The 13,099-nt window shown below is 70.4% G+C and carries 15 protein-coding genes; 8 read left to right on the top strand and 7 right to left on the bottom strand.

Annotation, left to right across the window (positions count from 1 at the left end; translation table 11 throughout):
- Positions 1–116: 116 nt before the first annotated feature.
- Positions 117–1,289: a PLP-dependent aspartate aminotransferase family protein gene (locus ABIA35_RS34700; protein WP_370343933.1), complete on the bottom strand. Its 1,173-nt coding sequence runs from the start codon at positions 1,287–1,289 to the stop codon at positions 117–119.
- A gap of 110 nt (positions 1,290–1,399) precedes the next feature.
- On the opposite strand from ABIA35_RS34700, the gene ABIA35_RS34695 reads away from it, so the two are divergent.
- Together ABIA35_RS34695 and ABIA35_RS34690 are read left to right on the top strand one after the other, a co-directional pair.
- On the top strand, positions 1,400–1,945 hold the full coding sequence (locus ABIA35_RS34695; RefSeq protein ID WP_370360788.1) for an Lrp/AsnC family transcriptional regulator: 546 nt from the start codon (positions 1,400–1,402) through the stop codon (positions 1,943–1,945).
- A 9-nt stretch (positions 1,946–1,954) separates the two neighbouring features.
- Complete coding sequence (locus tag ABIA35_RS34690; RefSeq protein WP_370360787.1) at positions 1,955–3,988, top strand: M3 family metallopeptidase; 2,034 nt, start codon at positions 1,955–1,957, stop codon at positions 3,986–3,988.
- Positions 3,989–4,117: 129 nt separating this feature from the next.
- Here ABIA35_RS34690 and ABIA35_RS34685 read toward each other — a convergent pair whose 3' ends face one another.
- Entirely contained in the window at positions 4,118–4,576 is a 459-nt protein-coding gene (locus ABIA35_RS34685; protein ID WP_370360786.1) for an N-acetyltransferase family protein, read from the bottom strand.
- Between the two features lie 55 nt (positions 4,577–4,631).
- Between ABIA35_RS34685 and ABIA35_RS34680 the strand changes: the two genes are divergently transcribed.
- Together ABIA35_RS34680 and ABIA35_RS34675 are read left to right on the top strand one after the other, a co-directional pair.
- Positions 4,632–5,639, top strand: coding sequence for an ADP-ribosylglycohydrolase family protein (locus ABIA35_RS34680; RefSeq protein WP_370343938.1), 1,008 nt, complete (start codon positions 4,632–4,634; stop codon positions 5,637–5,639).
- On the top strand, positions 5,636–5,812 hold the full coding sequence (locus ABIA35_RS34675) for a hypothetical protein (protein ID WP_370343939.1): 177 nt from the start codon (positions 5,636–5,638) through the stop codon (positions 5,810–5,812). The genes ABIA35_RS34680 and ABIA35_RS34675 overlap by 4 nt, the downstream gene beginning before the upstream one ends.
- Before the next feature lie 61 nt (positions 5,813–5,873).
- Here ABIA35_RS34675 and ABIA35_RS34670 read toward each other — a convergent pair whose 3' ends face one another.
- Entirely contained in the window at positions 5,874–6,740 is an 867-nt protein-coding gene (locus tag ABIA35_RS34670; protein ID WP_370360785.1) for an alpha/beta fold hydrolase, read from the bottom strand.
- A 115-nt stretch (positions 6,741–6,855) separates the two neighbouring features.
- Here ABIA35_RS34670 and ABIA35_RS34665 point away from each other — a divergent pair, with 115 nt between their 5' ends.
- On the top strand, positions 6,856–7,374 hold the full coding sequence (locus ABIA35_RS34665) for a methylated-DNA--[protein]-cysteine S-methyltransferase (RefSeq protein WP_370360784.1): 519 nt from the start codon (positions 6,856–6,858) through the stop codon (positions 7,372–7,374).
- Positions 7,375–7,423: 49 nt separating this feature from the next.
- On the opposite strand, the gene ABIA35_RS34660 is transcribed toward ABIA35_RS34665, so the two are convergent.
- Complete coding sequence (locus tag ABIA35_RS34660; RefSeq protein WP_370360783.1) at positions 7,424–7,993, bottom strand: GNAT family N-acetyltransferase; 570 nt, start codon at positions 7,991–7,993, stop codon at positions 7,424–7,426.
- Between the two features lie 50 nt (positions 7,994–8,043).
- Between ABIA35_RS34660 and ABIA35_RS34655 the strand changes: the two genes are divergently transcribed.
- Complete coding sequence (locus tag ABIA35_RS34655) at positions 8,044–8,523, top strand: YbaK/EbsC family protein (RefSeq protein ID WP_370343944.1); 480 nt, start codon at positions 8,044–8,046, stop codon at positions 8,521–8,523.
- A gap of 44 nt (positions 8,524–8,567) precedes the next feature.
- On the opposite strand, the gene ABIA35_RS34650 is transcribed toward ABIA35_RS34655, so the two are convergent.
- On the bottom strand, positions 8,568–9,662 hold the full coding sequence (locus ABIA35_RS34650) for a serine hydrolase domain-containing protein (RefSeq protein WP_370360782.1): 1,095 nt from the start codon (positions 9,660–9,662) through the stop codon (positions 8,568–8,570).
- 9 nt (positions 9,663–9,671) lie between these two features.
- A complete protein-coding gene (locus ABIA35_RS34645) occupies positions 9,672–10,937 on the bottom strand; it encodes an MFS transporter (protein WP_370360781.1) in 1,266 nt (421 codons plus the stop codon).
- Between the two features lie 226 nt (positions 10,938–11,163).
- On the opposite strand from ABIA35_RS34645, the gene ABIA35_RS34640 reads away from it, so the two are divergent.
- Complete coding sequence (locus tag ABIA35_RS34640) at positions 11,164–12,312, top strand: hypothetical protein (RefSeq protein ID WP_370360780.1); 1,149 nt, start codon at positions 11,164–11,166, stop codon at positions 12,310–12,312.
- A 10-nt stretch (positions 12,313–12,322) separates the two neighbouring features.
- Positions 12,323–12,514, top strand: coding sequence for a hypothetical protein (locus tag ABIA35_RS34635; RefSeq protein WP_370360779.1), 192 nt, complete (start codon positions 12,323–12,325; stop codon positions 12,512–12,514).
- A gap of 65 nt (positions 12,515–12,579) precedes the next feature.
- Here the strand turns inward: ABIA35_RS34635 and ABIA35_RS34630 are convergent, their stop codons facing one another.
- Entirely contained in the window at positions 12,580–12,789 is a 210-nt protein-coding gene (locus ABIA35_RS34630) for a hypothetical protein (protein WP_370360778.1), read from the bottom strand.
- Positions 12,790–13,099 lie beyond the last annotated feature (310 nt).

The following is a 13,099-nucleotide window of genomic DNA, read 5'->3' as shown; positions in this document are numbered from 1 at the left end:
ACGATCCAGCAGGTCGAGCCCCAGGTCACGGTGGTCCTTCCGTACTACCTCCCGTTGTAGCTCCTGCTCGAGCAGGGGCAGCACGGCCAGCCGCGCGCCCCTGCCATCCCACGCTTCTATGAGCGCAGCGCGCGCTCCAGGTCCGCGTACAGGTCCTCGGGGTCCTCCAGGCCCACCGAGATCCGCAGCACCGAGGCGTGCGGCTTGGCGTCGGCGGCGACCGGCCGGTGGGTCAGCGAGGCCGGGTGCTGGATCAGGGTGTCGACACCGCCGAGGGACACCGCGTGGGTGATCAGCCGGACCGAGTCCGCCGCGCGCGCCGCCGCGTCGTAGCCGCCGCGCACGGACATGGCGAACACCGCGCCGGGGCCGGTCATCTGGCGGCCGATGAGGTGCTGCGGGTCGCACTCGGTCAGGCCCGGGTAGTAGACGCGTTCCACCGCCGGGTTCGCCAGCAGGCGGTCGACCAGCTTCTCAGCGTTCTGGGACTGGTGCCGGATGCGCAGCGGCAGCGTCTGCAGGCCGCGGTGCAGGAGGTAGGACGACAGCGGGTGCAGCACCGAGCCGGTGATGGCGCGGACCGGGCGCAGGCGCTCGGCCCAGGCCTGGGTGGTGGCGACCGCGCCGGCCAGCACGTCGCCGTGGCCGCCGAGGTACTTCGTGGCGCTGTGCACGACCAGGGTGGCGCCGAAGTCGGCGGGCTTCTGCAGGATCGGCGTGGCGAAGGTGTTGTCGACCAGCAGCGGGACGTCGCCGCACTGCTCGGCGACGCGGGCCAGGTCGAGCAGTTCCAGCGTCGGGTTGGCCGGGGTCTCCAGGATCACCAGGCCGGTGTCCGGGCGGCGGGCGGCGGCGATGCCGTCGGTCGCCGCCCAGGTCACCTCGGTGCCGAGCAGGCCGCTGGCCAGCAGGTGGTCGCTGCCGCCGTACAACGGCCGGACGGCCACGACGTGCCGCTTACCCTCGGCGGCCGCGGCCAGCAGGCAGGCGGTGATCGCGGCCATGCCGGAGGCGAACGCGACAGCGGCCTCGGTGTTCTCCATGCGCGCCAGGGCTTCCTCAAAGCGCGCGGTCGTCGGGTTCCACAGCCGCTGGTAGACGTGGCTGCCGCCGCTGATCGGCGTGCCGCCGCCGGCCAGGGCCTCGTAGCTGTCCCCGCCCAGGCCCACGTTCGGCAGCGGGTTGGTGGTCGACAGGTCGATCGGGGGGACGTGGACGCCGAGGGCGGCCAGGTCGTCGCGGCCGGCGTGGACGGCGATGGTGTCGGGCAGTGCGGAGGCGGGCAGCATGCGGTCATTGTTGAAGATACGTCGGCAGGATGGGAAGTGTCGCGAACAAGATTCTGTGCAGGTCAGGGCATTCATTGAAAGATTCAGCAGCATCGGTGACACTGAGCGGTATGCCGAACGATCTGCGAGCCGCCCGGCCGGTCCTGGACGACACCGACCGCGCGATCCTGGCGGTGCTGGCGGCCGACGCGCGCACCCCGAACAACGCGATCGCCGAGGCGGTGGGGATCGCGGCGTCGACCTGTCTGGCCCGGATCCGGACGCTGCGCGAGCGCGGCGTGATCCGCGGGTTCCACGCCGACATCGACCCGACGGCGCTCGGGCGCGGGCTTCAGGCGATGATCGCGGTGCGGCTGCGGGCCCATACGCGCGAGCGTGTGCAGGAGTTCATACGGGACGTGCCCGGTCTTCCGGACGTCGTCGGGGTCTGGCACGTGGCCGGCGCCGACGACTATCTGCTGCACATCGCGGTCGCCGACTCCGACGCGCTGCGGGACTTCGTCCTGGAGCACCTGACGACACACCCGGCCGTGGGTCACACCGAGACGAGTCTGATCTTCGGGCACCTGCGCGGCGCGGTCGGCGCCACGAGCCCGGCCGGCCGGGCACCGGTAACCGATCAAACCGGTGTACGCCACCTACCTGCCGAGGGCTAGAGTCGGGACGTGACCACAGAGAATCCGTTTTTCCGCCGCAGCACGCTGCCCTATGAGCTGCCGCCGTTCGCCGACATCCGCGAGGAGCACTACACCGCGGCCTTCGACGCCGGCTTCGCCGAGCACCTGGCCGAGATCGCAGCGATCGCCGGGAACCCCGAACCGGCGACGTTCGAGAACACGATCGTGGCCATGGAGCGCGCCGGCACCCTGCTGAACCGGGTCGCCTCGGTGTTCTTCCCGCAGACCTCCACCGACACCAGCGACGCCCTGCAGGAGATCGAGCAGGAGATCAACCCGCGCTGGGCCGCGCACATGGACGCGATCAACCTGGACCCGGCGCTGTTCGCACGCATCGACGACCTCTACGAGCGCCGTGCGGACCTGGGCCTGAGCGAGGTGGAGCTGCGGCTGCTGGAGAAGCACCGCCTGAACTTCGTACGGGGCGGCGCGAAGCTGTCGGCGGCCGACAAGGACCGCCTGAAGGCGCTCAACGAGCAGCTGGCCGCGCTGTCCACGGACTTCGACCGGAACCTGCTGGCCGCGAACAAGGCCGGGCAGCAGGTGTTCGACTCCGCCGAGCAGCTGGCGGGCCTGACCGCGGACGCGGTCGCGTCGGCGAAGGAGAACGGCGAGGCGGTCGGGCTGCCCGGCAAGTACGTGATCTCGCTGAAGAACTTCTCGAACCAGACACAGCTGGCCTCGTTGGACGACCGGGACGCGCGCCGGGCACTGCTGACGGCGTCCCTGGAGCGGGCCTGGGACACCAACGGTCCGATCGCCGTCGAGATGGCGAAGCTGCGGGCCGAGCGTGCGGCGCTGCTGGGCTACGGCTCGTACGCCGAGTACGCGCTCCAGGACCGGACGGCCCGCACCACCGAGGCGGTGGAGGACCTGATGGCGCGGCTGATCCCGGCCGCGGTGGCGAACGCCGGCAAGGAGGCCGAGGCGCTGCGTGCGCACCTGCCGGCCGGTCAGAGCCTGGAGGCCTGGGACTGGACGTACTACTCGGAGAAGGTGCGCCTGGCCGAGTACGACGTCGACTCCGAGGCGCTGCGGCCCTACCTGGAGCTGGACACCGTGCTGGTCGACGGTGTGTTCCACGCCGCGGAGCTGGTGTACGGGATCACCTTCAAGGCCCGTCCCGACCTGGTGGCCTACCACCCGGATGTGCGGATCTGGGAGGTCTTCGACGCGGACGGCTCCGGCATCGGGTTGTTCCTCGGCGACTTCTACGCGCGCGGCTCCAAGCGCGGCGGGGCGTGGATGACGAACTACGTGGACCAGTCCCGGCTGCTCGGCCAGCCGCCGGTGATCGTGAACAACCTGAACGTGGCCAAGCCGCCGGCCGGCGAGCCGACGCTGCTGATGTGGGACGAGGTCCGCACGTTGTTCCACGAGTTCGGACACGCGTTGCACGGCCTGTTCTCGGACGTGGAGCACCCGACCTTCTCCGGTACGAGCACGCCGCGGGACTTCGTGGAGTACCCGTCCCAGGTGAACGAGATGTGGGCGCAGTGGCCGGAGGTCCTGGCGAACTACGCCAAGCACTACCTCACCGGCGAGCCGGTTCCGGCGGACCTGCTGGAGCGGATGGCCGTGGCGGAGAAGTTCGGCCAGGGCTTCGCGACCGTGGAGATCCTCGGCGCGGTGATGCTGGACTGGGCATGGCACACGATCGGGGCCGGCGAGGACCCGGTTGAGGCCAAGGAGTTCGAGGCGGCCGCGCTCAAACGGTACGGGCTGGCGGTGCCGGAGATCCCGTCGCGCTACCGCACCAGCTACTTCGCGCACATCTGGGGCAACGACTACTGCGCCGGCTACTACTCGTACTTGTGGAGCGAGGTCCTGGACAAGGACACGGTCGACTGGTTCAAGGACGGTGTGGGGCAGGGGCGGTCGATCCGCGAGAGCGGCGAGGCGTTCCGGCGTGCGGTGCTCTCCCGGGGCGGGAGTGGGGACCTGATGGCGGCCTTCGCGCAGTTCCGGGGGCGCGCGCCGGAGGTAGAACCGATGTTGAGGGCCCGAGGGCTGGCGGCCTGAGGTGGTTCGCTGGGCCGCGCGGGGCGGTGTTCGCCCGGCGCGGCCCATGGCTGGTGGCGGCTTGGAGCCCCCAGTATGAACTCGGGGCCTGAGCTATGAGCTCGGGGCCTGAGTCCGCCGGCCCGCGGGTCAGCCCAGCTTCAGCTTGAAGCCCACGTGCGACGGCACGAATCCGAGCCGCTCGTAGAACCGGTGGGCGTCGGGGCGCTCAGCGTTAGAAGTCAGCTGCACCTGCTTGCACCCGGCCTTCTGCGACTGCTCGATGGCCCACTGCATCATCTGCGTGCCCAGGCCGCTGCCGCGCTCGCTGGAGGCGACGCGCACGCTCTCGATCAACGCCCGCTTGAGTCCCTGCTGAGCCACGCCGGGGATGAAGGTGAGTTGGAAGGTGCCGACGGCGACGCCGCCGCGTTCGGCGACGATCAGGCGCTGGTTGGGGTCGGCTTCGAGTTCTGCGAAGGCCGGAAGGTAGGGCGTCATGTCCTGGGGGTCCTCGCGAGTGGAGCCGAGCTTGTCGTCGGCGAGCATGGCGACGATCGCGGGCAGGTCTGCGGTGGTGGCGTCACGGAGGATCAAGGACTCGGTCATAGACCGGCACTGTAGCTGGCACACTGACGTGGTCGTATCAGCGGGAGGGGATCATATGACGGCGACCGGTTCGATGTTCGGGCTCGCGTTCGGGGACTGTATGGGCAAGCCCACGGAGTTCCAACGGTTCGAGGAGATCGTGCGGCTGTACGGCCCGCAGGGTCCTTCGGTTCTACCTCCGGGCGGCCTGGTCACCGATGACACGCAGATGGCGCTGGCCGTCGCCGACGCGCTGCTGGAGCAGCCCGAGGGTGCCGAGCTGGCGGTGGAGCCGTTCACCGCCTCGTTGATCGAGCACTTCCTGGCGTGGGCGAAGTCGCCGGACAACAACCGTGCGCCGGGGATGACCTGTCTGCGTGCCATCGGCAACCTGGGCAACGGTCTGAGCTGGCCGGAGGCGACGCAGCGCGGTTCGAAGGGGTGCGGTGCGAACATGCGCGTGACTCCGATCGGGCTGCTGCCGCAGGCCTCGGAGACGACGATCGCCGGCGCCGCGCAGTTGCAAGCGGCGCTGACTCACGGCCACGCGACCGGCCTGGCCGCCTCGGACCTGACGGCGTTCGCGACGCGCTGGCTGGCGCAGGGGATGGCGCCGTCGGATCTCGTACCGGCGCTGCGGGAGCGCTGCCAGGAGCAGCGCCGTATCTACCACGGTGACTGGCTCGGCGACGATCTGTGGCGAGTCCCGATGCGGAACTCGCCGGAGGAGTTCATCGAGGCCGGGTGGGTCGAGTGCGGGATGATCCTCGGCGTGCTGGCCAGGGCGGCCGAGAACCCGGATCCGGCGGTTGATCCTTGCGACTACACCGGCGAGGGGTGGATCGCCGAGGAAGCGCTGGCGACCGCGCTGTTGTGCTTCCTTATGTACTCCGACGAGCCGGTGCGTGCGCTGGGCCGGGCTGCTGCCACCGGTGGTGACTCGGACTCGATCGCCGCGCTGGCCGGCGCTTTCCTGGGGGCGCGGCACGGGCTGGAGGCGTTCCCGGCGGATTGGCCGGAGCAGATCGAGTACCGCGAGCGTCTGGCCCGGGCTGGTGCCGCGTGGGATGCGGGACGTTCGTGAACGGCACCGTGTTCGAGGTCTGGCGTCAGGACGACAACGGGAACCGGTACCTGATGACCACCCATCCGGATCGGGCATCGGCCGAGGCCGCCGTCGCCGAGATCGAGGCCGGAGTCCAGCACAAGCAGCTGTACTACGTCGTGGAACGTCCGGTGCTGCAACGGGAAGGCTGATCGAGACCTGGTCGAGGTCCGATCAGCCGATGCGATCGGTCGAGGGCGGCGGCGCGCTCAGTCAGTCGCCCTTGCGCGCGTTGGCGACGATCGCCTGGACGTAGGTCGGCCACAGCTCCTCGGGCAGGTCGTGGCCGGCGCCGGGGATGATCAGCGGTTCGACCCCGAGCGCGGCGGCGGTCGCACGGCCGCCGCTGACGTCGACGAGCTTGTCGGAGTCGCCGTGGATGACGGCGCTGGGCACGCTGACGGCGGCCAGCCCCAGGGTGCGGTCGGGCGAGGTGACGATGCAGGCGAGCTGGCGTGCGGAGCCGGCGGGCGTGAAGGAGCGGTCGAACGCCTCCCCGATGCGGGCCCGCAGCTCGGCGGTCGGCGTCGGGTAAGCCGGGGAGCCGACGGTCTCGAACATCTTCTGCCCGCGGTCGATCGCTTCCTCGCGGTTGGTCGCGGCGGGGCTCAGCAGCAGCGTGATCACCTCGGCCGCCGGCTGCCCGACGTCGTGGGCCCCGGTGGTGGACATGATCGAGCACAGGGTGCGCAGCCGCGCCGGGTGGTCGATGGCGAACTGCTGGGCGATCATGCCGCCCATCGACAGCCCGACGATGTGGGCCGAGTCGACCCCGAGCGCGTCGAGCAGTCCGGCGACGTCGTCGGACAGGTCGGGCATCAGGTAGGGGACGCCGGAGGTGTCGCCGGCGAGCAGGTCGCCGAAGCCGGGCGGGGGCGCGTCCACGATCGTGGACAGTCCGCAGTCGCGGTTGTCGAAGCGGACGACGTGGAAGCCCTCGTCGGCGATCGCCTGGCAGAACGGGACCGGCCACGCGATCATCTGCGTGCCCAGCCCCATGATCAGCACCAGCGGCGGAGCGCTCGGGTCGCCGAACGTGTCGTACTCGAGCTCGACGCCGTTCGCGGGGGCCTTGGGCATGCCGTCCTCCTGGGATCTCGCCGCCGGATCCTCAGGTGGTGGAAGACGGATCCGGCTGATGCCGCAACCCTAGCTCGCGCAGCGGGCTGTCGGCCCCGCTTGGCACAATGGACACATGCAGACCGCCTTGCTGGACAGCCCGATCGGTACGCTCAACATCGGGGCCACGGCCCGCGGCCTGCGCCTGGTGCAGTTCCCGCGCGACCGCGAGCAGGACCAGCCCTTCGTCACCAGCGAGCCGACCGCCAAGCCCGACCACATCGCCCAGGCCCAACTCGACGAGGCGGTCCTGCAGCTGACGGAGTACTTCGACGGCAGCCGCACCAGCTTCGACATCGCCCTGGACTGGTACGGCGTGAACGGGCTGCGCCTGACGGTGCTCAAGCTGCTGGCCGAGGTTCCGTTCGGCGAGACGGTGACCTACGGCGACCTGGCGAAGGGTTCCGGGGCCGGTGTGACGGCCTCGCAGGCGGTCGGCGGGATCATGGGCAGCAACCCGCTGCCGATCGTCGTGCCCTGCCACCGCGTACTGGCCGCGGACGGGCTCGGCGGCTTCGGGGGCGGGCTGCGGACGAAGGAGTGGCTGCTGGCGTGGGAGGGCGTGATGCCGCCGGCGCTGGACTGGGAGGTCTAGCCTCTGGGGTCAGCGTCCCGCCTTTGGGATCAGCGTCCCGCCTCTGGGGTCAGCGCCCCGGCGCCGGGTCTCCAACGAGCCGTCCGTGGATGTGCTCGTCGTGCAGCTTGTTGTCCCCGTACCGGTACGAGCTCCGGGTCGTGCCCTCGTGCAGGAAGCCGCACTTGTCCGCCACGCGGCACGAGGCCACGTTCTCCACCGCGTGGATCAGCTGCACCCGTGTGAGCTCCAGGGCCCCGAAGGCCCACTCCGTAACGGTTCTGACCGCCGTCGTCGCGACACCGCGGCCGCGGGCCCACGGCGCGACGCGATAGCCGAGTTCGGCCGAGGACAGCAGCAGGTCGATCTTGTGCAGCGACACCAGCCCGAGCAGTCGTCCCTCGACGGCCTCGTACACCCCGAACTGCGCGGACTGGCCGCCGTCCCAGTCCGCCCAGCGCTCGGCCCAGGCGCGCGCCGTCTCCTCGTCGGCGCCGCTGGCCAGCGGGTTCCACAGGACGACTTCCGGGTCGCGGGACAGCTCCATCATGTCGGGGACGTCCCGCAGCGACGGCGGGCGCAGCTGGTACCGGCCGGCGACGATCTCGGTCGGTTCCACGACACGATCAAGTGTTTCCATGCCGCGTATTGTGCCGGACTTCCGGCGGGGGCCCGGATTAATATCCCGTCATGGAACGGATCGCTGAGCATCCGGCCGTGCAGGCCGTCGAGAAGGAACTCCGGGCGAAGGGCTTCGAGCCGAAGGTCGTCGTGCTGCCGGAGTCGGCACCGAACGCCCAGGCCGCCGCGGATCAGGTCGGGTGTGAGGTCGGCGCGATCGCCAACAGCCTGGTGTTCGAGGCCGACGGCGCTCCGCTGCTGGTGCTGACCAGCGGTGCGCACCGTGTGGACACGGTGAAGGTGGCGGCGGACCTGGGGGTGGCGAAGGTGGGCCGGGCCTCGAAGGAGTTCGTGTACGAGCACACCGGCCAGCGCATCGGCGGGGTCGCCCCGCTCGGGCATCCCGCGCCGGTCCGGACGTTGATCGACCAGGCGCTGGCGGCCTACCCGGAGGTCTGGGCCGCCGCGGGCCACGCGCACACGGTGTTCGCGATCACGTTCGCGGACTTGGTGCGGGTGACCGGCGGCGACGTCGTCGAGGTGAACTGAGGACGGCGGGTAAGTACTGCGGGGACTGTAGACCGGGGCGGCCCTCAGCGCAGCCCTTCGTAGGCGGCCGCGGCGATCGACAAGCCGCGGCTGTCCTGCTGTCCGCGGGGATCGAACATCTGGTTCATGGCGTAGGCGACGGTCATCCGCGACTTGGGGTCGTTCATCACCAGTGAGCCGCCCCAGCCGCCCCACCCGAACGTGCCGCCCCAGACCCCGAAGCCCATCCCGTAGGTGGTCTGCTGTCCCAGCACGCGGTCCTGGCCGGAGTACTCCACGTGCCACGCCGGCTCGCACGCCTTCTCGGACAGCAGCCGCACTCCCCCGGCCATGCCTCCGTTGGTCAACGCGGACTGGATGAGGGCGATGCCGCGTGCGGTTCCGAAGCCGTTCGCCGCCGGGATCTCGGCACGCCGCCACGCCTCGGTGTTGGCGTCCTTGACCCGGATGCCGCCGTTCGAGGCGTAGTCGGGGCCGGCGGAGCTGAAGTCGTCCCCGTGTGAGGACGGTGGGTACAACCGCGCGACCCGGTGGTCGTCCTGGGCGGCCAGGCCGATGTGGAAGTCGGCGCCGAGCGGCCCGGCCACCTCCTCGGCGAGGAACCGGCCGAGGCTGCGCCCGCTGACCCGTCGTACCACCTCGCCGACGAGGAACCCGAACGTGATCGAGTGGTACCCCGCCGCCGTCCCGGGTTCCCACTGCGTCGGCATCGCGGCGAGCAACTCGGTGACCGCGCTCCAGTCGTACAAGTCCTCGGCGACCATCCGGCCCGGCCAGTCGGGGAGTCCGGCGGTGTGGGAGAGCAGATGCCGGACCAGGACGCTCTGCTTGCCGGCCGCTGCGAACTCCGGCCAGTAGGTAGACACGGGAGCGGAAAGGTCGAGCAGGCCTCGATCTGCGAGGATCAGCGCGCACAACGCCGTGATCGGTTTGGTCGTGGACATGACGTTCACGATCGTGTCGTGCTCCCACGGGACGGAGCGCTCGGTGTCGACGTAGCCGCCCCAGATGTCGGCCACCTGCTCGCCGTCGACGAACACCGCCGCCGAGGCGCCGAGGTCCTGTGTGTCGAGCAGTTTGGACAGTGCTTCGGCGACCGCGGAGAACTCTTTCGTATACGTGCCCTGTACGTCAGCCATAGCCGGACGCTACCGCCCGAGATGCTCCGAGTCGTTCTGATTTTCGACGGCCCGCGCGCCGAGGTGCCGGATGGCCGGCACGCACAGCATCGTGATCAGTACTGCGACCAGGATCGCGGCGGAGGCGTAGAGCGCGTGGCTGGTCCCGACCGCGTCGCTGACCGGACCGGCCAGGGCCTGACCGATCGGGAACGCGATCAGCGAGCCGGCGATCTCGTAGGCGGAGATGCGGTTCAGAACGGCGGCCGGGACGTGGGTCTGCACGCTGGTGGACCACATCACGCCCCAGAACGCGCTGGTCGCGCCGCCAAGAGCAGCGCCGACGCAGACCTGCGGCAGCGCAAGTCCGGCGGCCAGTACCAGCGGCCACGCCGACCAGGCGAGCAGTCCGGCGGCGCCGGCACGCAGCGGATGCCGGGGCCGGAAGCGCACGCCGGCCAGTCCGCCGAGTACTCCACCGGCGCCGAAGGCCGTCCACATCAGGCCCAGCCCCGAGGCACCGTGGCGGTCGGTGACCAGGATGGTGGCCAGCGGCCGGATCGGACCCCACACGGTGATGCCCAGGACGATCCACGCCAGGATGACCGAGGGCATCCAGGTGCGGATGCGAAACTCGTGCCAGCCTTCGACGAGGTTGCGCCACGTGGACTCCTGGGTGGCCGTCCGGACCATCGGGGCCAGGCGCAGCATCAGCAGGCAGACACCGCTGACGGCGAACGTCGCGGAGTCGGCGGCCAGCACCACCGGCACGCCGGAGACCGCGATCAGCAGGCCGGCGATCGCCGGTCCGCCGAGCGTGGCCATGGCTTCGGCGACGCGGGTGACGGCGTTGGCACGTTGCAGGTCGTCGGACACCTGCGTGATGACGCTGGCCAGTCCCGGCTGGAACGCCGCGGTCGCCACCCCGGACAAGCCCGACAGGCCCATCAGCAGCCACAGCGCCGGGTGGCCGGTGGCGAAGGCGGTCGCGGCGATCGCCTGGAGGACGAACCGGGCGGCGTCGGCGCCGACCATCATGCGCTGCGGCGTGAACCGGTCGGCGAGCACTCCCCCGAACAGGACGAACGCCGCGAACGGCAGCACCTGCGCGGCAAGCACCAACCCGACGCCGGTGGTGCCGTAGCCGAGGCTCACGACGCCGTAGAGCAGTGCGACCGGGAGCATGGAGTCGCCCAGGAGCGAGACCAGGCGCGCGGTGAAGTACAGCCGGAAGTCCCGGTTCCACAAGCGGGGCCGCGCGGGCGGCAGCCGGACGTCACAGGTCGCCGTCGTCAAGGCGCCCCACCCCTTTAGGTCTAGACCAATGGCGCAAACGTAGGGAGAACGCGATCAGCCGCGCAAGATATTTCGGGGAATGGCCGCGAACTGCGGTGATCAGTGGGAATCCGATGATCGTCTCTTAGACGTCGGCGGCGGGTGACAATGGGCTGCCGCGCGCCGCCCCCGACACTCGCTCCCCCTCGACCCCGCTCCGTACGACCTCCGCCCGGAAGGCCATCGCATGCCAGTGCCCTTGCCCGACGCCGCCTCCGTCCTGCTGCTGCCGCCGGACGCCGCCGAGGTCGCCTGCGTGGCGCGCGGTGTCATCTCCGCCGTGGCTCCGGAGGGCGGGCTGACCGGGCTGCAGCAGACGTTGCTGGCCGCCATGTTCCATTCGCTGACCGGGTTCGACATCGATCCGCTGGCGGTGCAGGCCGAGCTGGCCGGCAAGCCGTACAGCGCGACGGAGTTCGCCGAGGACCTCCACCGGCGCAACGCGGCGTTCCGGGGGCGGATCGTGCAGACGATGGTCACCGCCGAGCTGGTGCTCTTCCCGTTGCCGGCTCAGGTGGCCAGCCGGGTGGCGGAGTTCGCCGCGGAGCTGTCCGTCCACGACGACCTGGAGGACGTGCTGCACGGCCATGCCGACTCCGGACGCCGCCTGGCCTCGATCGACTTCGACCGCAACGGGTACCTGCACGACTTCGACGTCCAGCACATCGCGCAACTGCACGTCGGCGACGGCGCGCTGACCGGGCCTTGGACGCCGGTGGAGAACGATCCGGCGCTGGCCGCGCGCTGGGCCTCGCTCGGCGACCTGCCGGCCGGGACGCTGGGCCGGGGCGTGTACGACTTCTACCGCACCCGCGGCTTCTCCTTCCCCGGCTCCCCCGGCTCGGCCCCGCCGCTGCTGGCCCAGCACGACTGGGTGCACATCCTGGCCGACTACGGCACCCGGGTCGAATCAGAGATCGAGGTCTTCGCCTTCATCGCCCGCGCCAACGACGACCTGCACGCGTTCTCGCTGCTGGCCATGGTGGTGAGCCTGTTCGAGACCGGCGCGCTGGCCTCGGGGGCCGGGTTGTTCGAGGCCGACCGGGGGCACCTGTCGCAGCCGGGGATGGCGGCGCGCTTCGGCGACGCGCTGCGGCGCGCGGCGCTGTGCACCGGGAGCAACGACTTCATGGCCACCGACTGGTTCGCGGTCGCCGACAAGCCGGTGGACGTGCTGCGCAAGGAGTTGCTGCTGGCGCCCAAGAGCCCCGAGGCGGTCGGGGCCGGCAGCGTCGGGCCGTGGGATGCTGCAGGCATCAGCCCGTTCCAGCTCAACGCCGGGCGCAAGCTGGCCGAGGCCGAAGGGCGGGAGTACACGGGGCCCACCTTAGGCTGAGGGGTTTGTGATGGCCGAGGAGTTCGACCACACCGACGAGCGTCTTCGCACCTTCATCGCCGCGCAGCCGATGTACTTCGTGGCGTCGGCGCCGGTGGACGGCGGGCATGGACAGGCTGCCGGGGCCGGAGGCGGATCATCCGCTGCCGATTGCGGTCATGCGGTAGGCGGGCCGGTCCGCTTGGGTACACGCCGGCCGTAGCGCTGGAGGTCGTACCAGAGGTAGAACGGGAGACCGTCTCTGAGCTGGCCTTGGAGGCCGTCCGGTCAAGCCCGTCCGAACGCTTCGACCCACTCGTCCTGATCGACCGTGTACTCGTCGATCGTGAAGCATTCCGGTTCGTCGGCGAAGCCCGGCAGAAGGCGTGCCGAGGTGATACGGGCCTCGGCCTTGGCCCTGGAGGAGTAGACGCCGAGCAGCTTCGCGTCGTCACGGGCGTTCTGATGCGCGACGTGCCACAGAAGGAAGACCGCCACCGTCGCATCCTACGAGGGCCCGGAAAAGGGGCGAGGCCCAGGGTTTTGCCCGCCCTGGGCCCCTCCACACGGTGAGTGTGGTGCCGTCGTGGTGCGCACGCCGATGGCGTTTAAGAAAGCAGGTAAGGCTGAGGCACCGCGCTCTTCCTATTGAGCTATCCCCGCATGAGAGAGCAGGGAACGGGGCTCGAACCCGCAACCTCGGTGTGTAACCCGCTTCCGGTCGATCCGGCGATGGACGGCGAGGACTGAGCTTGGAGCGAGAGTCTGAAACTGCTCACTGCTGCCTCTACCTACTTGGGCTACCTCC

It is taken from the genome of Catenulispora sp. MAP12-49 (genome assembly GCF_041262705.1).
GTDB lineage: Bacteria > Actinomycetota > Actinomycetes > Streptomycetales > Catenulisporaceae > Catenulispora.
This window is presented reverse-complemented; position numbering and strand designations above follow the sequence as displayed.